This window comes from Sanguibacter massiliensis (genome assembly GCF_900240335.1).
GTDB lineage: Bacteria > Actinomycetota > Actinomycetes > Actinomycetales > Cellulomonadaceae > Flavimobilis > Flavimobilis massiliensis.
Map to the genome: position 1 here is coordinate 615,012 of NZ_LT964979.1, position 19,337 is coordinate 634,348.

Genomic DNA, 19,337 nt, shown 5'->3' on the forward strand with positions numbered 1-19,337 from the left:
CCGCGAGCCCTGTCATCCTATGACGCGTGCCCGTGACGGGTGCGGCCGCCCCCAGCGTCGGGCGGGGAGGTCTACCATGGCGGCGTGACGTCTGAGCGCAGCAACGACCCCGGAACCCGTCCCTTCGTCGGTGTCCTCGGCGGTGTCGGACCTCTCGCGACGGCGTACTTCCTCAACCACGTCGTGCGGCTCACGGTCGCCGAGCGCGACCAGGACCACGTCGACATGGTCGTCCTCAACCACGCGACGGTTCCGGACCGGACCGAGTTCATCCTCGGACGGTCCGCCGAGGACCCGGGTCCCGTGCTCGCGCGCGACGCCCGCCGCCTCGAGGCGTTCGGCGCGGACTTCCTCGTCATGCCGTGCAACACGGCGCACTACTTCACGCAGCAGGTGCTCGACGCGATCTCGGTGCCGTTCGTCTCGATCGTCGAGGTGACGGTCGACGCCGCGCGCGAGCGGGTGGCCGACCTCCGCGCGGTCGGGCTGCTCGCGACGAGCGGGACGGCGTCGTCGGGCGTGTACCAGGACGCGTTCGGTGCGCACGGCGTCACGACGCTCCTGCCCGACGACGCCGACCAGGCCGTCGTCTCGTCGATCATCTACGACCAGGTGAAGGCGGGACGGCCCGCGGACCTCGCAGCGTTGCGCGGAGTCGCCTCGCACCTCGTGGAACGCGGGGCACAGGTCGTCATCCTCGGCTGCACCGAGCTCTCGGTCGTCGCGGTCGACCACGGCCTGCTCGCCGAGCCCCTCTTCATCGACTCGACTGACCAGCTCGCCCGCGCGACGATCCGGCACGCGGGCGGCACCGTGCGCGACGAGGCCTGACCCGGCGGACGCCGAGGCGTCAGGCGACGCGCCAACGCGCGACGAGCACGTCGCGCGCGCGCAGGAGCGTCGCGAGCCGGAGGTCGGCCGCGGGCCGACCTGGGTCGCCCGCGACGATCCGGCCCGCACCCGGGCCGACGGCGGTCGGGCTCGTCGTCACGCAGAGGTCGTCGACGAGGCCGTTCGCGAGGAGGTCGGCGAGGAGGTGCGGGCCTCCCTCGGTGAGGATGCGCCCGAGGCCACGACCCGCGAGGTCGGTGAGCGCGGCGCGCAGGTCGACGTCGTCGGTACCCGCGACGACGAGGCGCTCGGACGGGAGGTCCGGGCCGAGGCGCGCGGCGCCCTCCGCCGACGTGACGACGAGGACGTGCGGGTCCGCGAGCAGGGGCGCGGGGACCTCGCCCGCACGCGTGACGACCGCGAGCACGAGCTCGTCCGCGCAGCGGGCCTCGGCGCGCAGCCCGCGGAGGTGCTCGGGGACGACGAGCGTTCCGTAGCCCTCGGCGCGGACGGTTCCCGCGCCCACGACGACGACGTCCGCGAGAGCCCGGACCACCTCGAAGACGCGGAGGTCGGCAGGGCCGTTGATCGACCCTGACAGGTGATCGTGACCCCAGGCGGCACCGTCGACGGTCGCGATCATGTTGGCGCGTACCCAGGCACCGGCGACGGCGCCGTCGCGGCGGCTCGTCGTCGGGTGCGCGAGCAGGAGCCCAAGCCCCGGCTCGTCGGTCTCCGGCGGGATGATCGTGCCGCTCGCGGTCGTGCCCTCGGCGACGAGGAGGTCGAACGTGGGGCGGTCGGCGAGGTTTGTCATGCGGCCAGCCTAGGCGTGCGCACGGCTGTGACGAGCGTCGCACACGCGCACGCGGGACCAAGGTCCCGCTCGCCGGGTGCCGCGGATACCGTGGACGGGTGACCCGACCGACCGCACTGTGCGACGTGCGCCCCGCAGTCGGGCGCGAGCGGCTCCTCACGGACCTCGTGCCCCCGCGCCACTTCGAAGGCGCCTCCTTCGCGAGCTACGTCCCTGATCCGGCGCACCCGAGCCAGCAGGCGGCGGTCGAGCGTCTCGCCGAGGTCGCCGAGCAGCTGAGCGCTCCGGCACGCGGCCTCGGCGCGATCCTCAGGCGGCGCCGTGCCGTGCCGCCCGCGGTCTATCTCGACGGCGGGTTCGGGGTCGGCAAGACGCACCTCCTCGCGGCGCTCGCTCACGCGCTCGGACCCCAGCGTGCTGCGTTCGGCACGTTCGTCGAGTACACGAACCTCGTCGGCGCGCTCGGCTTCGCCGCGACGGTCGACGCGCTCGGCGCGCTCGACCTCGTGTGCATCGACGAGTTCGAGCTCGACGACCCGGGCGACACCGTCCTCGTGTCGAGGCTCCTGCGAGAGCTCGCCGACCGTGACGTCGCGCTCGCCGCGACGTCGAACACGCTGCCTGACGCTCTCGGTGAGGGGCGGTTCGCCGCGGAGGACTTCCTCCGGGAGATCCAGGCGCTCTCGGCCCGGTTCGAGGTGCTCCGGGTCGACGGCGAGGACTACCGGCAGCGGGCCGTCGTCACCGACGCGCACCCGCTCCCGGACCGTGTGCTCGTCGAGGCGACGACCCACCGCGCAGGGGCGACGTGCGACTTCCTCGACGACCTTCTCGAGCACCTGCGCTCCGTCCACCCGAGCCGCTACGGCGCGCTCCTCGACGGCGTCGAGCTCGTCGCGCTGCGCGGCGTGCGCACCGTCGACCGGCAGGACGACGCGCTGCGGCTCGTCGTCCTCGCGGACAGGCTCTACGACCGTGGCGTGCCCGTCCTCCTCGGTGGCGACGAGCGCACCGCGCTCTTCACCGCGCAGATGCTCGCGGGCGGCTACCGCAAGAAGTACCTGCGCACCCTCTCGCGCCTCGGCGCGCTCGCGCAGGAAGGCCGCGAGCTCGTCGCGGCGGGGACGACCGGCGCGCCGACGTCGTCCTGACGCGCCGGCGTCCGTTCAGCGGGTCGTGGCGAGACGTGCCTTCTCGACGTCGACGTCGTAGTCGGGCGTGGGCCAGCCCAGGTCGAGGGAGCGCAACGCGTCGAGCAGCAGCTTCGTCACGGCGAGCCGCGCGTAGTCCTTGGAGTCGGCGGGGACGACGTACCAGGGGGCCTCAGGGATGCTCGTGCGGTCGAGGACGGCCTGGTAGGCCGCCTGGTACTCGTCCCACTGCAGCCGCGTGTCGACGTCGCTCGGGTTGTACTTCCACAGCTTGTCTGGCCGGTCGAGCCGCGCAGCGAGACGCCTGTACTGCTCGTCGCGGGACACCATGAGCGCCACCTTGACGGTCGTCGTCCCCGCGGCGACGAGGTCGCGCTCGAACGCGACGATCTCGTCGTAGCGCGCCTCCCACACCTCGGGAGCGACGAGCTCCTTGACGCGCGCCACGAGGACGTCCTCGTAGTGCGACCGGTCGAACACCCCGATGCGGCCCGGGGCGGGCAGGGCGCGGCGGATGCGCCAGAGGAAGTCGTGCTCACGCTCCTCGGGCGTCGGCACGCCGAACGAACGGATAGCAAGACCCTGCGGGTCCATCATCCCCGCGACGTGCCGGACGATGCCGCCCTTGCCCGCGGTGTCGAGGCCCTGGACGACAAGGAGCACCGAACGGGTACCGCCCGTACGACCTTCCGCGTAGAGACGTTCCTGGAGATCGGCGAGTTCGTCACCGAGGAGAGGGCGGAGCTCGGCCGCGGTCGCGGCGTCCTTGACGCACGGCGTCGCGGCGCGGTCCATGCCCGCGAGGTCGAACGACCCGGCCTCGGGCCCGACCCGCAGCGCGTCGTCGATCCCGTCGAGACGTGCCAGCTTCTTCCTGCCCATCGCGTGCTCCCGTCGTCGGGGCGGCGCCGTCGCCGCCCGTCTCCCGCGAGTATCGCGCACTTCCCGCAGGAGGTGTGCCGGACGCGCTGCGGCGTTCAGCGCTGCCACGACGTGCGCGTCAGCCGTCCGCCGAGGCCGACCGGGGGGCGTGGGGGAGCGGCACGACCCGGGCGCGGAGCGGCGGCCGGAGCAGGACGACGAGCGAGCGTGACGTCACGACGATTTCTTCGCCCGCCACGACCGCACCCGAGCGCGCCGCGGCCGCCGCAGGCGTCGCGCCTGCCGCCGGGGCCGGCGCGGAGCCCGGGCGACGCACGTCGGTCGCCTCAGGGTCGTCGGTGCGGAGCTCGAGACCCCACAAAGACCCGTAGGACGCTGCGGGCACGCGGAATGTCACGTCCTCGGAGAACGCGTTGAAGAGGATGAGCACCGAGTCGTCGACGATGCGCCCGCCGGCGTCGTCGGGCTCGGTGATCGCCTCGCCCTCGAGGAGGACGCCGACGGTCCGCGCGAACGACGCGTCCCAGTCGGCCTGGTCCATGACGTCGCCGCTCGTGTCGAACCACACGACGTCGGGCAGCGCGTCGGGGAGCACCTCCGCACCGTCCGGCAGTGACTCTGGGGGACGTCCCGTGAGGAACCTGCGACGCCGGAGCACAGGATGCTCACGACGCAGCGCGACGAGTTGCTGCGTTACGGCGAGGAGGGAGCGGGCGTCGTCGTCGAGGTCCCAGTCCATCCACGACGTCGGGCCGTCCTGGCAGTAGACGTTGTTGTTGCCGCCCTGGGTGCGGCCGATCTCGTCGCCGTGGGAGAGCATCGGCACACCCTGCGAGAGGAGGAGCGTCGCGAGGAAGTTGCGCTGCTGACGGGCGCGCAGCGCGCGGATCGACGGGTCGTCGGTCGGGCCTTCGACGCCGTGGTTCCACGAACGGTTGTGGGACTCCCCGTCCCGGCCGTCCTCCCCGTTGGCCTCGTTGTGCTTGTGGTCGTAGGAGACGAGGTCGGCGAGGGTGAAGCCGTCGTGAGCCGTGACGAAGTTCACCGAGGCGGCGGGCCGCCGGCCTGTGCTCTCGTAGAGGTCCGACGAGCCCGTGAGGCGGCTCGCGAACTCCGGCAGTGTCGACGGCTGGCCGCGCCAGAAGTCCCGCACCGTGTCGCGGAAGAGTCCGTTCCACTCGGTCCACAGGGGCGGGAAACCGCCGACCTGGTACCCGCCGTCGCCGAGGTCCCACGGTTCGGCGATGAGCTTGACCTGCGAGATCACCGGGTCCTGCTGGACGAGGTCGAAGAATGCCGAGAGCCGGTCGACCTCGTGGAACTGCCGCGCGAGCGTCGCCGCGAGGTCGAAGCGGAAGCCGTCGACGTGCATCTCGGTCACCCAGTAGCGCAGCGAGTCCATGATGAGCTGCAGGACGTGCGGCGAGCGCATGAGCAGCGAGTTGCCCGTGCCGGTCGTGTCGAAGTAGTGCGCGGGGGAGTCGTCGACGAGGCGGTAGTACGCGGCGTTGTCGATCCCGCGGAACGAGAGCGTCGGGCCGAGGTGGTTGCCCTCCGCCGTGTGGTTGTAGACGACGTCGAGGATGACCTCGATCCCGGCCTCGTGGAGCGCCTTCACCATCGTCTTGAACTCGTGGACCTGCTGGCCGCGCGTGCCGGAGGACGCGTACGCGTTGTGCGGCGCGAGGAACCCGATCGTGTTGTAGCCCCAGTAGTTCGTGAGGCCGCGGTCCCGCAGCACGGGGTCGTCGACGAACTGGTGCACCGGCATGAGCTCGACAGCCGTGACCCCGAGGTCCGTGAGGTAGGCGACGACGGCCGGGTGAGCGAGCCCCGCGTAGGTACCCCGGAGGTTCTCGGGCACTGCGGGGTGCGTCATAGTGAGGCCCCGCACGTGCGCCTCGTAGAGAACCGTCTCGTGGTAGCCGTGCCGGGGCGGGCGGTCGTGACCCCAGTCGAAGAACGGGTTGACGACGACGGAGTACATCGTGTGGGGTGCCGAGTCGCGCCGGTCGAGGTGCTCCGCGTCGTCGAGGACGGTGCCGGAGGCGTCGCGCGTGTAGGAGAGCAGGACGTCGGAGGAGTCGATCATGCCGTCGACCGCCTTGGCGTAGGGGTCGAGGAGGAGCTTCGCCGGGTTGCAGCGGTGGCCCCGCGCAGGGTCGTAGGGACCGTGCACGCGGAACCCGTAGCGCTGGCCGGGCTCGACACCGGGGACGTGGACGTGCCAGACGTGCGCGGTCGACTCCGTGACCTCGACGCGGGTCTCGGCGCCCTCGTCGTCGAGCAGGCACAGCTCGACGCGATCTGCGACCTCGGAGAACAGCGCGAAGTTCGTACCACCGCCGTCGAAGGTCGCACCGAGCGGGTAGGGACGGCCGGGTCGCGTTCTCATCCCCTCAGGGTCGCACGGCGACGGCGGTGCGCGCGCGGTGCGGCCAGACGGCCCGGCCGCGTGCTGGTCAGTCGCGTGCCGGTACGCCGCGTGCCGGTCAGCTGCGGGGCGGCGTCGGCAGCTCGGTGCGTGTCGCGGCGGCGTGCTCCGGGAAGGTGGGGACCGCGCGGCTGCGCGCCGCGGTCGCGGCGTCGTCCCCTCGACGGACACGCACGATGCACCGGCCGGGCGCGACGAACGTGTCGATCCCGTCGAGGACCCAGGGTCCGCGCCCACGGGCGAGAACTCCTTCGAGGAGGCCTTCGTGCAGCCGGCAGACGACCTCGGGGTGCTCGCGCGCAAGGTCGAAGAACGGGCAGCCGTGCGTCTCGAGAACCGTGCCGTCCTCGCTCACGGCCGGGTCGAAGCCTGTCGCGGCGAGGTGGTCCTCGAGCAGGCCGAGCTGGGCGCAGCCGGCGCCCTCGGCAGGGGCGAGGTCGGTGCACCCGTCGTCGAGGCGCGGCCCCTGGGCGGGCGACCCGAGGAGGGTCCCCGGGTGGAGTGACGCGTCGCGCCCGAGGTCGCGGGCGCGTTCGACGTCGGCGGGCGTCCCGGTGCCGAAACCCTGGACGAGGAGCCGCAGGAGCTCTTCACGGGCGTGCCCGTCCCGCTCGTCGGCCGCGCTGCCAGGGGCCTGGACGGGCTCGGGGGCCTTGACCGCGTGGTAGAGCATGCGAGGTCGTCCGCGGGTGCGCCGCTCCTCGGGGGTGCACGTGACGAAGCCCGCGTCGATGAGCCGGGCGAGGTGCTCGCGCGCGGTGTTCGTGTGGATCCCCGCCACCTGCGCGAGCTCGGTGACCGTCATACCGTCGCGGTGCTGGAGAGCGTCGAGCAGCGCGACCCGGCTCGCCGAGGCGAGCGCGCGGTACGTGGTGACACGACGATTGCTCATGTCACGATTATTGACGGCCGTCGAGGGGCAATCGTGGGACTTCCGTCCGCGCAGGACCGGGTAAGGGTGCGGTCAGGGCGTCAGGACCGGCATGACGAGCCGCGTGACCGCGGACGCCGGGTCGCCACCCGGTGCCGGCTCGCTCACGTACTCCTCGAGGAGGTCGCCGCGTAGGTCGAGGCCGCGGGCGACCCGCTCGTCCTCGAGTCGCATCCAAACGTGCGGGAGGCACGCGTAGGCACCGCGGTGCGTCGTCACGAGGGCGGGCCCGCCCGGCAGGGACCGTGTCGTCGCGCGACCGTGCGTGACCGTCGTGGCGGGGGAGAGCGCGACGGCGGCCGAGACGTCGGTCACGGCGCCCGGACGTGAGTGGTACCACGCGACGAAGGGGCCTGCGGCCGCGTGCCCGGTCGTGGCGAGCGCGAGATCTAGCTCGGCGAACGCCGCGGGAAGGAAGTTGCCGAGCTCACCGACGGCGACCTCGTCGCGGATCGCCAGGACCGTCTGCGGCGGCAGTTCGATGAGCTCGACGTGCATGGGGCCTCCCGGGGTGCGCACGGTGACCTTGTCAGCATAGTCCGTCACTGCGCAGTTCGCGCAGAACGCTCGTTGTGAGGGGCCGGCGAACGACGAAGGCCACCCCGAGGGGTGGCCAACGCGTGAGTGGGCGATACTGGGATCGAACCAGTGACCTCTTCCGTGTCAGGGAAGCGCGCTACCGCTGCGCCAATCGCCCGACGCCTGGAGACCAGGCGGCGGAGGAGCGGATCCATGCGACGAGCCGCCCCACGGGGCGGCTCGATCAAGGATTCTCGTCCGAGCGGATGACGGGATTCGAACCCGCGACCCTCACCTTGGCAAGGTGATGCTCTACCACTGAGCCACATCCGCACGCCATCGCGATCCGGTCTCCCGGGCCGCGCGGTGCTCCACAAAGATAGTCCACGGAAGCGCGGAACTCCAAAACGAGCCCCGGTGCCGCGCGCCGGGCACGACGTGAGCCCGCGGAAGCGCGAGGACGGCCGGCGGAAGCGCGTGGAGACGACGAAGGCCACCCCCGAGGGGGTGGCCTTCGTGCTGTGGGCGATACTGGGATCGAACCAGTGACCTCTTCCGTGTCAGGGAAGCGCGCTACCGCTGCGCCAATCGCCCAGAGGGGTGCTGCTGCGAGGTGGAGACGGGATTCGAACCCGTGTGTACGGCTTTGCAGGCCGCTGCCTCGCCTCTCGGCCACTCCACCGTGGACTACGCGAACCGGCGAACCGGTGCTCGTCTCCGAGCGGATGACGGGATTCGAACCCGCGACCCTCACCTTGGCAAGGTGATGCTCTACCACTGAGCCACATCCGCATGACGTCGGCCTCCGGGTGTCCCCGGTGCCGCGGCACTCGCAGAACATTAGTCGACACATGCGCGGACGTCCAACTCACACCCGTGTGACCTGCCCCCGGACGCCTCCATCCCCGGCCCGGAGTCGCGGGATATCGTGGCGCCGTGATCCTCCACGCAGCCCCGCAAGCCGCCGCGACCGCGCGGTTCGGCGGCGTCGCTGCGCGAGGGGTCGTCGACGTCGTCGACCCCTCGACCCGGGCGGGTGCCGCCCGCCTCGCCGAAGGCGGGACCTGGTTCGTCCGAGCGGCCTTCGAGGGCGACTGCGTTGCGTGGCGCATGGCCGAGCTCGTGGCCGACGACGCGCCACCGTCCGGGGCGCCGTGGGAGGGCCCCGACCCCGCGGGCTGGTCGACCTCGCTCGACGCCGACGGCTACCGCGCCGGGGTGCGCGTGGTGCGCGCCGCGGTCCACGAGGGCGACGTCTACCAGGCGAACCTCTGCCGCGTGCTCGCCGCGCCGCTCGCTCCTGACAGGGGTGAGCCCGACGCCGCAGCGCTCGACGCGAGGCTCGCGACGGGCAACCCGTCGCCCTACGGCGGGCACCTCCACGTCCCCGCGGGCCAGCTGCTCCCCGACGGCCGTCCGGTCCCGCCCGCGTGGGTCGTCCCGGCGTCGCCCGAGCTCTTCCTGTCGCTCGACGACGGCGTCCTGCGTTCCGCACCCATCAAGGGGACCGCGGCGACCGTCACGGGCCTCACGCCTAAGGACGAGGCCGAGAACATCATGATCACCGACCTCGTCCGCAATGACCTCCACCGGGTCTGCACGCCCGGGACCGTGCGCGTCGAGAAGCTCCTCGACGTCGAGGAGCACCCCGGGCTCGCGCACCTCGTGACGACCGTCGCGGGTGATCTGCTGCCGGGGACGGGCTGGGACGACATCCTCGCCGCGACGTTCCCGCCCGCGTCGGTGTCCGGCGCGCCGAAGCGCGCTGCGCTCGACCTCATCGCCGCGCTCGAGCCGGTGCCGCGCGGCCCGTACTGCGGCGCGTTCGGCTGGATCGACGCCGACACCCGCCGAGCGCTCCTCGGCGTCGGCATCCGCACGTTCTGGTGGGAGGCCGGCGTCCTCCGCTTCGGAACGGGGGCCGGCATCACGTGGGGCTCCGACCCCGACGGCGAGTGGCGCGAGACCGAGCTCAAGGCCGCGCGGCTCGTCGGGCTCGCGTCCGCACCGGCGCGTCCGCGCCCGACCACGGAGGACCGATGACGACGACGTGGCTCGACGGCCGGATCCTCGGCGACGCTCGCACGGGGATCCCCGTGACCGACCGCGCGCTCACCCTCGGTGACGGCGTCTTCGAGACGCTCGCCGTCGTCCGGGGGAGGCCCTTCGCCGTGACCCGACACGTGGACCGGCTCGCGGCCTCGGCGGGGAAGGTCGGGCTCGACCTGCCCGACGAGGACGTCGTCCGCGGCGCGATCGACGCCGTCCTGCGGGCCGATCCCACCGCCGGACGCGTACGGGTCACCTGGACCGCAGGGGACGGCCCCGCCGGGCCGGTGCGCGGCGACGGGCCCGGTCGGCTGCTCGTCGCCGCGTCGGCCGCCCCCATCCCCGGACCGGTGCGCGCGTGGCGTGCGCCGTGGGTGCGCAACGAACGGTCACCGCTCGTCGGCGTGAAGTCGACGTCGTACCAAGAGAACGTCGTCGCGCTCGCCGCCGCCAGGCGGCACGGCGCCGACGAGGCGCTCCTCGCTGACACGACCGGCCGCCTCAGCGAGGCAGCGACCTCGAACGTCCTCGTGGGTGACGGTGAGTGCTTCCTCACCCCGACGCTCGCGACGGGCTGCCTGCCGGGCGTGACCCGCGCGCTCCTCCTCGCATGGTCCGCCGCGCTGCCCGTCCCGGTGACTGAGGGAGACGTCGCGTTCGACGCGCTCGAGGGCCGTCCGCTCGCCCTCACGTCGGCGCTGCGCGGCGTCGCACCCGTCGTCGAGCTCGACGGCGCCGCCCAGCCCGAGGATGCGCGTACGGCGGAGATCGCGCGGGCGTTCGCCGCGCTGCGGGACGACGACCTCGACCCGTAGCCCGCTCTGCCCGCGCAGCCCGGGGCGCGCGGTGGTGCCACGTAGGATGAGCGCCACACGCAGGTGAGGAGAGCGCATGGAGCACGCGACGGCCGTCGGCCGCCACGGCGCGCGTCGCGCCCCCGCCCGCATCGGCGTCCTCGGGTTCCTCGGCGAACTCCTCCTCACAGGGGGCGTCGTCGTGGGGCTCTTCGTCGTCTGGCAGCTGTGGTGGACGGGGCTCGCCCCCGTCGCGGAGGCGCGCGAGCAGGTCACGCAGTTCTACGCGCACGTCGAGCCTGCCGCGCCCGAGGTCGTCGAGTCCGACGGTCTGCGCACCGACGACGTCCCCGAGGTCGCGCAGGTCGGCCACGGCGAGACGCTCGGCGTCCTCATCGTCCCCGCGTGGGCTGACAAGACGCAGAACCGCATGCCGGTCGTCGAGGGTGTGACGCCCGACATCCTCGACCGTGCCTTCGCCGGCCACTACCCGGACACCGCGACGCCGGGGCAGCTCGGCAACTTCTCCGTCGCGGGGCACCGCCGGTCGTACGGCAACAACTTCCTCTACGTGCCCGATCTCGAGGTCGGCGAGGCCGTCGTCGTCGAGACCGCCGACACGTGGTTCGTCTACCGCGTCACGGGGCACGAGATCGTCACCCCGGACCGCACCGACGTCGTCGCCCCCGTCCCCGGCAAGCCCGGGGAGGAGCCTGACCGTCGCATGCTCACGATGACGACGTGCCACTCCCTCAGGTACGGCGCCTTCGGCAACGACCACCGCTGGATCGTCCACGGTGAACTCGAGGGGTGGCTGCCGCGCTCCGCCGGCACCCCGGACGTCGTCGCCGAGATGGAGGCCCCCTGATGTGGACGTGGATCTTCCGGCACCTTCCCGGACCTGCGGCTGTCCGCGCGCTGCTCGTGCTCATCGTCATGGTTGCGCTCGTCGCGGCACTGTTCGTGTGGGTGTTCCCGTGGGCCGCCGAGCAGTGGCCCGGGCTCGTCGGACGGCCCGACGTCGCCGTGTCCGGGACGCCCTCGCAGGGCTGAGCGCTCCACGTCGCCGCAGGGTCCCACGGCGACGCGGTCGCAGCGAGGCCCCACGACGGCGCTAGCGCGCGTGCCCGAGAACGACGAAGGCCCCTCCCGTGCGGGAGGGGCCTTCGTGCTCGTGGGCGATACTGGGTTCGAACCAGTGACCTCTTCGGTGTGAACGAAGCGCGCTACCACTGCGCCAATCGCCCGGCGTGGTGCGGGGACGACTCTAGCGCGTCGTCGGGCGAGGTGCGAAATCGAGCGCTCCGGGGCGCCTCGAGCGTTGCCTACGCGCTGGGCCGCAGCCCTCCGGCCACGGCCCAGCGCGGGCCCTGCTCAGAGGAGCGGCAGCACCTGCTCGCGGACCTTCGCGCGCAGCACCTTGCCGAGCATCGACCGCGGCGTGTCCGAGATCGCGACGATCCGCTTCGGCACCTTGTACGCCGCGAGGCGCGCACGGCAGTGGGCCCGCAGCGCATCCTCGTCGAGGGATGCGCCGTCCTCGAGCTCGACGGCCGCGACGACCATCTCGCCCCCGCGCTCGAGCGGTTTGCCGACGACCGCCGCGTCCTTGACGGACGGGTGCTGGCGGAGCACCTCCTCGACCTCCGACGGCGCGACGTTGAACCCGCCTGTGATGACGAGCTCCTTGACGCGGTCGACGATCGTCGTGAAGCCGTCCGCGTCGACAGTGACGATGTCGCCGGTGCGCAGCCACCCGTCGTCGAGGAGCGACTTCGCGGTCTCCTCGGGCTCGTGCCAGTAGCCCTGGAAGACCTGCGGGCCCTTGAGGAGGAGCTCGCCCGCCTCGCCCTGCGCGACCTCGCGCGTCGGGTCGTCCTGGTCGACGACCTTCATCCACGTCGAGGGGAACGGCACGCCGATCGTGCCCGTGCGGCGGGAGGGGTGGAAGGGGTTGCCGAGCGCGACGGGCGAGGACTCCGTCATGCCGTAGCCCTCGACGAGGAGCCCGCCGGACATCGACTCCCACAGCTCGACGACGTGGTCGGGCAGGTTCATGGCACCCGAGATGCAGTACTTCGCTGAGCGCAGCGACTGTCCGCGCTCCTTCGCTGCGAGCGCCGTGCGCTCGTAGATTGGCGGGACCGCGCAGTAGACAGTCGCGGGCGACTTCTTCCAGGCGTCGAGGACCATACCGGGGTCGAACTTCGGGAAGAGGACGAGCTTGGCCTGCTTGAGCACGCCGAACGTCAGGTAGAGCGTCATGCCGAACGCGTGGAACATCGGCAGGATCGCGAAGATCGTCTCCTTGCGACGCTCGGCGCCGAGCATCCACGCCTCGCCCTGGAGCGCGTTCGCGAAGAGATTGCGGTGCGTGAGCATCGCGCCCTTGGGTCGGCCCGTCGTCCCCGACGTGTACTGGATGACCGCGAGGTCATCGAGGTCGGGGTGAGGCGTCTCGGCGTCGAGCGCGGGGGAGGCGAGCAGGTCCTTCCACGCGACCGCGCCGGTCGTGCGGGCCGTGAGCCCGCGGCGCGTCTCGCGGAGCTTCGGGACCGGCAGGTGGAGCGCCGCGCGCTTGACCGCGGGGAACTCTGCGAGCAGGTCGACCGCGACGATCGTCGGGATCGCCATGTCGGCGGGGAACTCCTGGAGCGCCGCGACCGTCTTGTCCCACGCGATCGCGACGCGCGCCTGGTGGGACTCGAAGAGGTGACGCAGCTCGCGCGAGGTGTAGAGCGGGTTGTGCTCGACGACGATCGCGCCGAGCCGCAGGATCGCGTAGAACGCGACGACGTGTTGGGGGCAGTTCGGCAGGACGAGCGCTACACGGTCGCCGGCGCGGACACCGAGGCGACGGAGGCCCTCCGCGACACGGTCGACCTTGGCGCCGAGCTCGGCGTACGTCGTGCGTCGGCCGAAAAACTCGAGGGCGGTGTGCGGCGCTGCCTCGCGCACGGACTGCTCGAACATCGTCACGAGTGACGTCGTCGGGATCTCGATGTCGGCGGGGACGCCCGGCTGGTACTGCGCGACCCAGGGCCGCTCGTCGGTGGAGGTCATGCCCTCCATCTTCTCTCCGAGGTGCGCCGAGCGTGACGGCCACAGGTCCCGCACCGTGCGAGAAGCGTCACACGTCGTGCTCGCGCGCCCGCGTCTGGAACGCTCCGAGCACGTGCTCGGTCTCGCCTTCCCGACCTGCGACGACGCCGCGGTAGAGCGACGGAGTGAAGGCCGACCCCTCGGCCGTGAGGGCGCGGACGGTCGCGTGGTGCACGGCGAGCGGCACGGGGTGCCCTGCGGCAGTGACGACCGCCTCGGCCTCGGCCACGCGGCGCTGCTCCCTGACGAGGAACGTCACGTTGGTCCCTGCACGGACGAGCCGGGCCCCCAGCACCCCTCCGGTCGCTCCGGCTCCGACGACGAGAACCCGCAGGTGACCACCCCTCCGGATGTCGGTGACTCCCCGGCGTCAACTGTGCCCGACGCTCACCGGCGCATGGCGCGATGAGGTCACGGACGGGTCTCGATCGGGCCACCCTCCGGGTCGGACGTGGTGCCGACGACCCTCACGAGGAGGGCCGCGAGCTCGTCGGGGCGCCTGACCTGGGGCCAGTGGCCGGTCGGCAGCTCGACGACCTCGAGGTCGGTGAGCAGCCCGGTCTCGACGAGCCAGGGCAGGCCGTCGGCGAGCCACCCGTCGAGCTCGTCGCGCGTGAACGTCGACGCGATGATCGTCGTCGGCAGAGCGCGTCGCGCGGTGTCGTCGTGGAGCGCGAGCGCTCCGTGCGCGACCCCCACGGGTTCGCGACGTGCTCCGGTGCGCAGGGCTTCGAGGTCGGCGTCGGTGAGGTCCGTGAGGTCGCGGTCCCAGCCGTCCTCCCGGAAGAACGACCAGTCGGGCACGGGGACGACGCCGTCGACGACGGGGAGCTCAGGGTTGACGCGCGCGCCCGTCGCGGGCGGGAGCGTGTCGACGTAGACGAGCCGTGCGACGCGCCCGGGGCGTGCGGCGGCCGCGCCGGCGACGATGTTGCCGCCGCCCGAGTGGCCGACGAGGACGACGGGGCCCTGCGTCGCGTCGAGGACCGTGACGACGTCGGCGACCGCGTCGGCGATTGTGAGGTCCGCGGAGGGCGTGCCGGGGGTCGCGTCGGGGCGTTCGACGGGGTGGACGTCGTGGCCGGCGGCGCGCAGCGCGGTAAGCACCGGCCCCCAGGACGAGCCCGTGAGCCAGAACCCGTGGGCGAGGATGACGATCATGCGTCAACGCTAGGAGCTGCTGCGCGCGGACGCGAGGGGGAACCTGCCTCCCGGGGGAGGATGGTCCTCGTGACCGACCCGATCGCCCGCCTGCTCGCCGCGCCGCCCGACCTTCCCGTCGCGCTGCACCTCGACGTCGTGCGGACCAGGCTCGCGGAGGCTGGGGTGCTCGTCGTCGCGGCTCCGCCCGGGACGGGCAAGACAACGCTCGTGCCGCCGGCCGTCGCGGCCGACGTCACCGGGCGCGTCCTCGTCACGCAGCCGCGCCGGGTCGCGGCGCGTGCGGCCGCCCGTCGCCTCGCCCAGCTCTGCGGCGAGGACGTCGGCGGGATCGTCGGTCACGCGGTCCGCGGCGACGTGCGGCGCAGCGCGCGTACGCGTGTTGAGGTCGCGACAGCCGGGCTCGTGCTGCGCCGCCTGCAGGCGGACCCGGGGCTCGACGGTGTCGACGTGGTCGTGCTCGACGAGGTCCACGAGCGGCATCTCGACGCCGACCTCCTCCTTGCGTTGCTCGTCGAGGTGCGGCGCACGCTCCGGCCGGACCTGCGCGTCGTCGCGATGTCCGCGACGGTCGACGCCGCCGCGGTCGCGGCGCTGCTCGGCGACGGCGCACCCGCGCCCGTCGTGGAGGTCTCGGCCGAGACGTTCCCAGTCGAGGTGCGGTGGGTGCCGCCGCCGGCCCGGGTCGCCCGGCTCGACGAGCGGGGTCCGACGCGCGGCTTCCTCGACCATGTCGCGGCGACCGCGCGGACCGCGGTCGCGGGGTCGCCTGGCGACGTGCTCGTCATGCTGCCCGGCGCGCGAGAGGTCGACGTGGTCGCCCGTGCCCTCGAGGGTGCGCGCGCGGCTGACGGGGGACCGGTCGACGTCCGTCGGCTCCACGGGCGGCTTCCGGGCGCCGAGCAGGACCTCGCGCTGCGCGAGGGACCGCGGCGCCGCATCGTCGTGGCGACCGCGGTCGCCGAGTCCTCGCTCACGGTGCCGGGGGTACGGACGGTCGTCGATGCGGGGCTCGCGCGCGAACCCCGCGTCGACCACGTCCGGGGCCTCGCCGGCCTCGTCACGGTCTCGGTGAGCAGGGCGGGGGCCGAGCAGCGTGCGGGCCGCGCGGGTCGGCTCGGCCCCGGAACCGTGTGGCGCTGCTGGGCCGAGAACGAGCATCCGCGGCTGCGCCCGTTCGCGGAGCCGGAGATCCGCACAGCGGATCTCGCGTCCTTCGTGCTCGCGGCCGCGTGCTGGGGGAGCGCGCCCGACGCTCTTGCGCTGCTCGACGCTCCGCCCGAGGCCGCGCTCGCCGCGGCCCGGGCGACCCTCGGCGCGCTTGGAGCTCTCGACGACGACGGCCGCGTCACTGCGCGCGGACGCCGCATCGACGCGCTCGGCACCGACCCTCGCCTCGCACGTGCGCTGCTCGACGGGGCCGAGCTCGTCGGTCCGCAGCGTGCCGCGGAGGTCGTCGCGCTCCTCGACACCGACGTGCGCGCTCCCGACGCGGACCTCGTCGCGGCGTGGCGACGGCTGCGCCGCGGCGGGCCGGGCAGCGAGGAGTGGCGTCGTCAGGCGCGCCGTCTTGGCGAGCGTCTCGGCAGCGCACGGGAGCCGGTGGACCGGCTCGGCGACGACGCGGCCGCGGGCCTCGTCGTCGCGCTCGCGCACCCCGAGCGGGTCGCGCGGCGGCGTCCTCGCGGCGGCGGGTTCCTCATGGCGGGCGGCACGGGGGCACGTCTTCCCGAAGGCTCGTCGCTCGCGGGTGCTGCGTGGCTCGCGGTCGCGGACGCCGACCGCGGCCCCGGCCGCTCGGATGCGCTCGTGCGCTCGGCCGCGCCGCTCGACGAGGACGCGGCGCTCGACGCCGCAGGCTCGCTGCTCCGGGAGGAGACGACGCTCGAGCATCGCGACGGTCGGCTCACCGCGACGCGCCGGACGATGCTCGGGGCGATCACGCTTGTCGAGGAGAAGCTGCCACGGCCCGACCGCGCGACGGTCGCCACAGCCGTCCGCGACGGCCTGCTCCGCGACGGTCTGCCGCCGCTCTCGGACGCGGCGACGCGCCTGCGCACGCGCCTCGCGCTCCTCCACCGCACGCTCGGTGCGCCCTGGCCCGACGTCTCCGGCGCAGCGTTGCTCGCGCGGCTCGACGACTGGCTGGGTCCCGACCTCGGCGACCTAGGCACGCCCGCGGACCTCGCCCGCCGCGACACGGCCGCGCTCCGCCGCCTCCTGCCGTGGCCCGACGCCGCGCGCCTCGACGAGCTCGTGCCCGAGCGGCTCGAGTTGCCCGCGGGCACGACCGCGGCCGTCGACTACGCGGGCGACGTCCCCGTGCTCGCCGCGAAGGTCCAGGAGGTCTTCGGCTGGGGTGCGACGCCGCGTCTCGTCGACGGCCGCGTGCCCGTGCTCCTCCACCTGCTCTCGCCCGCGCGGCGGCCGACGGCCGTGACGAGCGACCTCGCGTCGTTCTGGGTGCAGGGCTACCCGCAGGTGCGCGCCGAGCTGCGAGGCCGGTACCCCAAGCACGACTGGCCCGAGGACCCGACGACGGCGGTCGCGTCGCGCGGCGTGCGTCGCCGGTAGCATCGTCGGGTGCGGCACGTCCGCGCACGCACACCACCCACCGACGGACGGCCCCGGTACGGCCGCCCGCGAGCGCAAGGAGCTCCTGTGTCAGAACCCCGGATCACCCTCACCGTCGACGGCGTCGAGACCACGGTGACGGAGGGGACGACGGGCACCGAGCTCTTCGCCGACCGTCGTGACGTCGTCGTCGTCCGCGTCGACGGCGAGCTCAAGGACCTCGACACGGTCCTCGAGGCCGGCACGGTCGTCGAGGGTGTCGAGATCGGTTCGCCCGACGGGCTCGCGGTACTGCGCCACTCGGCCGCGCACGTCATGGCCCAGGCCGTCCAGCAGGCCAACCCGGACGCGAAGCTCGGCATCGGCCCGCCCATCACGGACGGCTTCTACTACGACTTCGACGTCGCGACCCCGTTCACGCCCGAGGACCTCAAGGCCCTCGAGAAGGCGATGATGCGGATCGTCAAGGAGGGCCAGACCTTCCGTCGCGTCGAGGTGACCGACGCCGAGGCGCTCGCGCAGTGCGCGTCCGAGCCGTACAAGGTCGAGCTCATCGGCTTGAAGTCGACCGCGGGCAGCGCCGAGGGCGCGTCCGCCGAGGTCGGTGAGGGCGGCCTGTCGATCTACCAGAACGTCCGCCGCAACGGTGACGTCGCGTGGCAGGACCTGTGCCGCGGCCCGCACCTGCCGTCGACCAAGCTCATCGGCAACGGTTTCAAGCTCATGCGCTCGGCCGCGGCCTACTGGCGTGGCTCGGAGAAGAACCCGCAGCTCCAGCGTCTCTACGGCACGGCGTGGCCGACGAAGGACGAGCTCACGGCGTACCTCGACCGCCTCGCCGAAGCCGAGCGGCGCGACCACCGACGCCTCGGTGCCGAGATGGACCTCTTCTCGTTCCCCGACGCAATCGGCTCGGGCCTGCCGGTGTTCCACCCCAAGGGTGGCGTCATCCGCACCGAGATGGAGAACTACTCGCGGCGCCGCCACATCGAGGCCGGGTACTCGTTCGTCAACACGCCCCACATCACTAAGGGGCACCTCTACGAAATCTCCGGGCACCTCGACTGGTACCGCGACGGGATGTTCCCCGCGATGCACGTCGACGAGGAGGTCGACGACGCGGGCGTCGTGACGAAGCCGGGCCAGGACTACTACCTCAAGCCCATGAACTGCCCGATGCACAACCTCATCTTCGACGCACGGGGCCGCTCGTACCGTGAGCTGCCCCTGCGACTCTTCGAGTTCGGGACGGTGTACCGCTACGAGAAGTCGGGCGTCGTCCACGGGCTCACGCGCGTGCGCGGCCTCACGCAGGACGACGCGCACATCTACTGCACGAAGGAGCAGATGAAGGACGAGCTCGCCACGACGCTGCGCTTCGTCCTCGACCTCCTCGCTGACTACGGGCTCGACGACTTCTACCTCGAGCTGTCGACGAAGAACCCTGAGAAGTTCGTCGGCGACGACGCCGTGTGGGAGGAGGCGACCCGCACGCTCGAGGAGGTCGCGACCGAGTCGGGCCTCGAGCTCGTCCCGGACCCGGGCGGCGCGGCGTTCTACGGCCCGAAGATCTCGGTGCAGGCGCGCGACGCGATCGGCCGGACGTGGCAGATGTCGACGATCCAGCTCGACTTCAACTTGCCCGAGCGCTTCGAGCTCGAGTACACGGCGGCCGACGGCACGCGTCAGCGCCCCGTGATGATTCACCGGGCGCTGTTCGGCTCGATCGAGCGGTTCTTCGGTGTGCTCCTCGAGCACTACGCGGGGGCGTTCCCGGCGTGGCTCGCGCCCGTCCAGGTTGTCGCGATCCCGGTCGCGGAGCCGTTCAACGACTACATGGCGGACGTCGTCGCGCAGCTGCGCGCTGCAGGCGTGCGCGCCGAGCTCGACGACTCCTCGGACCGTTTCCCCAAGAAGATCCGCACGGCCTCGACGCAGAAGATCCCGTTCACGCTCATCGCGGGCGGCGAGGACGTCGAGAACGGCGCGGTCTCGTTCCGGTTCCGCGACGGGTCGCAGGAGAACGGCATTCCTGTCGCCGACGCGGTCGAGCGGATCCTCACGGCGATCCGCGACCGCGTCCAGGTCTGAG

General features: G+C 72.9%; 16 protein-coding genes and 6 tRNA genes. 8 read left to right on the top strand and 14 right to left on the bottom strand.

Annotated features, from left to right (window positions below):
- Window positions 1-84: 84 nt before the first annotated feature.
- Window positions 85-831, top strand: coding sequence for a cysteate racemase (cuyB, locus tag C1729_RS02915; protein ID WP_102508517.1), 747 nt, complete (start codon window positions 85-87; stop codon window positions 829-831).
- Between the two features lie 19 nt (window positions 832-850).
- Here the strand turns inward: cuyB and C1729_RS02920 are convergent, their stop codons facing one another.
- Window positions 851-1,648 (bottom strand): dihydrofolate reductase family protein, encoded by a 798-nt coding sequence (locus tag C1729_RS02920; RefSeq protein WP_102508519.1) that lies wholly within the window; start codon window positions 1,646-1,648, stop codon window positions 851-853.
- 98 nt (window positions 1,649-1,746) lie between these two features.
- Between C1729_RS02920 and zapE the strand changes: the two genes are divergently transcribed.
- Window positions 1,747-2,799: a cell division protein ZapE gene (gene zapE / locus C1729_RS02925; protein WP_102508521.1), complete on the top strand. Its 1,053-nt coding sequence runs from the start codon at window positions 1,747-1,749 to the stop codon at window positions 2,797-2,799.
- A gap of 15 nt (window positions 2,800-2,814) precedes the next feature.
- Here the strand turns inward: zapE and C1729_RS02930 are convergent, their stop codons facing one another.
- The 9 genes from C1729_RS02930 to C1729_RS02970 all read right to left on the bottom strand — a co-directional run bounded on the left by C1729_RS02930 (window position 2,815) and on the right by C1729_RS02970 (window position 8,357).
- On the bottom strand, window positions 2,815-3,681 hold the full coding sequence (locus C1729_RS02930; protein ID WP_102508523.1) for a PPK2 family polyphosphate kinase: 867 nt from the start codon (window positions 3,679-3,681) through the stop codon (window positions 2,815-2,817).
- A gap of 118 nt (window positions 3,682-3,799) precedes the next feature.
- Window positions 3,800-6,076 (bottom strand): glycogen debranching protein GlgX, encoded by a 2,277-nt coding sequence (gene glgX / locus C1729_RS02935; RefSeq protein ID WP_102508524.1) that lies wholly within the window; start codon window positions 6,074-6,076, stop codon window positions 3,800-3,802.
- Window positions 6,077-6,173: 97 nt separating this feature from the next.
- Window positions 6,174-7,007 carry a helix-turn-helix transcriptional regulator gene (locus C1729_RS02940; RefSeq protein WP_102508526.1) on the bottom strand — a complete coding sequence of 278 codons (834 nt, stop codon included), beginning with the start codon at window positions 7,005-7,007 and terminating at the stop codon, window positions 6,174-6,176.
- 72 nt (window positions 7,008-7,079) lie between these two features.
- A complete protein-coding gene (locus C1729_RS02945) occupies window positions 7,080-7,592 on the bottom strand; it encodes a GyrI-like domain-containing protein (RefSeq protein WP_102508527.1) in 513 nt (170 codons plus the stop codon).
- A gap of 79 nt (window positions 7,593-7,671) precedes the next feature.
- Window positions 7,672-7,743 (bottom strand) — tRNA-Val (locus C1729_RS02950).
- Window positions 7,744-7,826: 83 nt separating this feature from the next.
- Window positions 7,827-7,898: transfer RNA gene (locus C1729_RS02955), tRNA-Gly, on the bottom strand.
- Between the two features lie 189 nt (window positions 7,899-8,087).
- A tRNA-Val gene (locus tag C1729_RS02960) sits at window positions 8,088-8,159 on the bottom strand.
- A 17-nt stretch (window positions 8,160-8,176) separates the two neighbouring features.
- Window positions 8,177-8,247, bottom strand: a tRNA-Cys gene (locus C1729_RS02965).
- Between the two features lie 38 nt (window positions 8,248-8,285).
- Window positions 8,286-8,357, bottom strand: a tRNA-Gly gene (locus tag C1729_RS02970).
- Window positions 8,358-8,501: 144 nt separating this feature from the next.
- Between C1729_RS02970 and C1729_RS02975 the strand changes: the two genes are divergently transcribed.
- From C1729_RS02975 to C1729_RS02990, 4 genes are all read left to right on the top strand, one after another.
- Window positions 8,502-9,608, top strand: coding sequence for a chorismate-binding protein (locus tag C1729_RS02975; protein WP_242493690.1), 1,107 nt, complete (start codon window positions 8,502-8,504; stop codon window positions 9,606-9,608).
- The gene (locus tag C1729_RS02980) at window positions 9,605-10,429 is read left to right on the top strand and encodes an aminotransferase class IV (RefSeq protein ID WP_102508529.1); all 825 of its coding nucleotides are present in this window, start codon (window positions 9,605-9,607) and stop codon (window positions 10,427-10,429) included. Before C1729_RS02975 ends, C1729_RS02980 begins: the two co-directional genes overlap by 4 nt.
- A gap of 76 nt (window positions 10,430-10,505) precedes the next feature.
- Window positions 10,506-11,276: a class E sortase gene (locus C1729_RS02985; RefSeq protein WP_102508531.1), complete on the top strand. Its 771-nt coding sequence runs from the start codon at window positions 10,506-10,508 to the stop codon at window positions 11,274-11,276.
- Window positions 11,276-11,461, top strand: coding sequence for a hypothetical protein (locus C1729_RS02990; protein WP_102508532.1), 186 nt, complete (start codon window positions 11,276-11,278; stop codon window positions 11,459-11,461). The genes C1729_RS02985 and C1729_RS02990 overlap by 1 nt, the downstream gene beginning before the upstream one ends.
- Window positions 11,462-11,583: 122 nt before the next feature.
- Here C1729_RS02990 and C1729_RS02995 read toward each other — a convergent pair.
- The 4 genes from C1729_RS02995 to C1729_RS03010 form a co-directional block, all read right to left on the bottom strand.
- Window positions 11,584-11,655 (bottom strand) — tRNA-Val (locus tag C1729_RS02995).
- Between the two features lie 127 nt (window positions 11,656-11,782).
- Window positions 11,783-13,471 carry a long-chain-fatty-acid--CoA ligase gene (locus C1729_RS03000; protein WP_102510479.1) on the bottom strand — a complete coding sequence of 563 codons (1,689 nt, stop codon included), beginning with the start codon at window positions 13,469-13,471 and terminating at the stop codon, window positions 11,783-11,785.
- Window positions 13,472-13,538: 67 nt separating this feature from the next.
- Complete coding sequence (locus C1729_RS14715; RefSeq protein WP_207204637.1) at window positions 13,539-13,862, bottom strand: 2-dehydropantoate 2-reductase N-terminal domain-containing protein; 324 nt, start codon at window positions 13,860-13,862, stop codon at window positions 13,539-13,541.
- A 59-nt stretch (window positions 13,863-13,921) separates the two neighbouring features.
- Window positions 13,922-14,671, bottom strand: a complete 750-nt coding sequence (locus C1729_RS03010) for an alpha/beta fold hydrolase (RefSeq protein WP_102508534.1) — start codon at window positions 14,669-14,671, stop codon at window positions 13,922-13,924.
- Between the two features lie 60 nt (window positions 14,672-14,731).
- Between C1729_RS03010 and hrpB the strand changes: the two genes are divergently transcribed.
- Together hrpB and thrS are read left to right on the top strand one after the other, a co-directional pair.
- Window positions 14,732-17,245: an ATP-dependent helicase HrpB gene (gene hrpB, locus C1729_RS03015; protein WP_102508535.1), complete on the top strand. Its 2,514-nt coding sequence runs from the start codon at window positions 14,732-14,734 to the stop codon at window positions 17,243-17,245.
- 87 nt (window positions 17,246-17,332) lie between these two features.
- The gene (gene thrS, locus C1729_RS03020; RefSeq protein ID WP_102508537.1) at window positions 17,333-19,336 is read left to right on the top strand and encodes a threonine--tRNA ligase; all 2,004 of its coding nucleotides are present in this window, start codon (window positions 17,333-17,335) and stop codon (window positions 19,334-19,336) included.
- Window position 19,337: the final 1 nt, after the last annotated feature.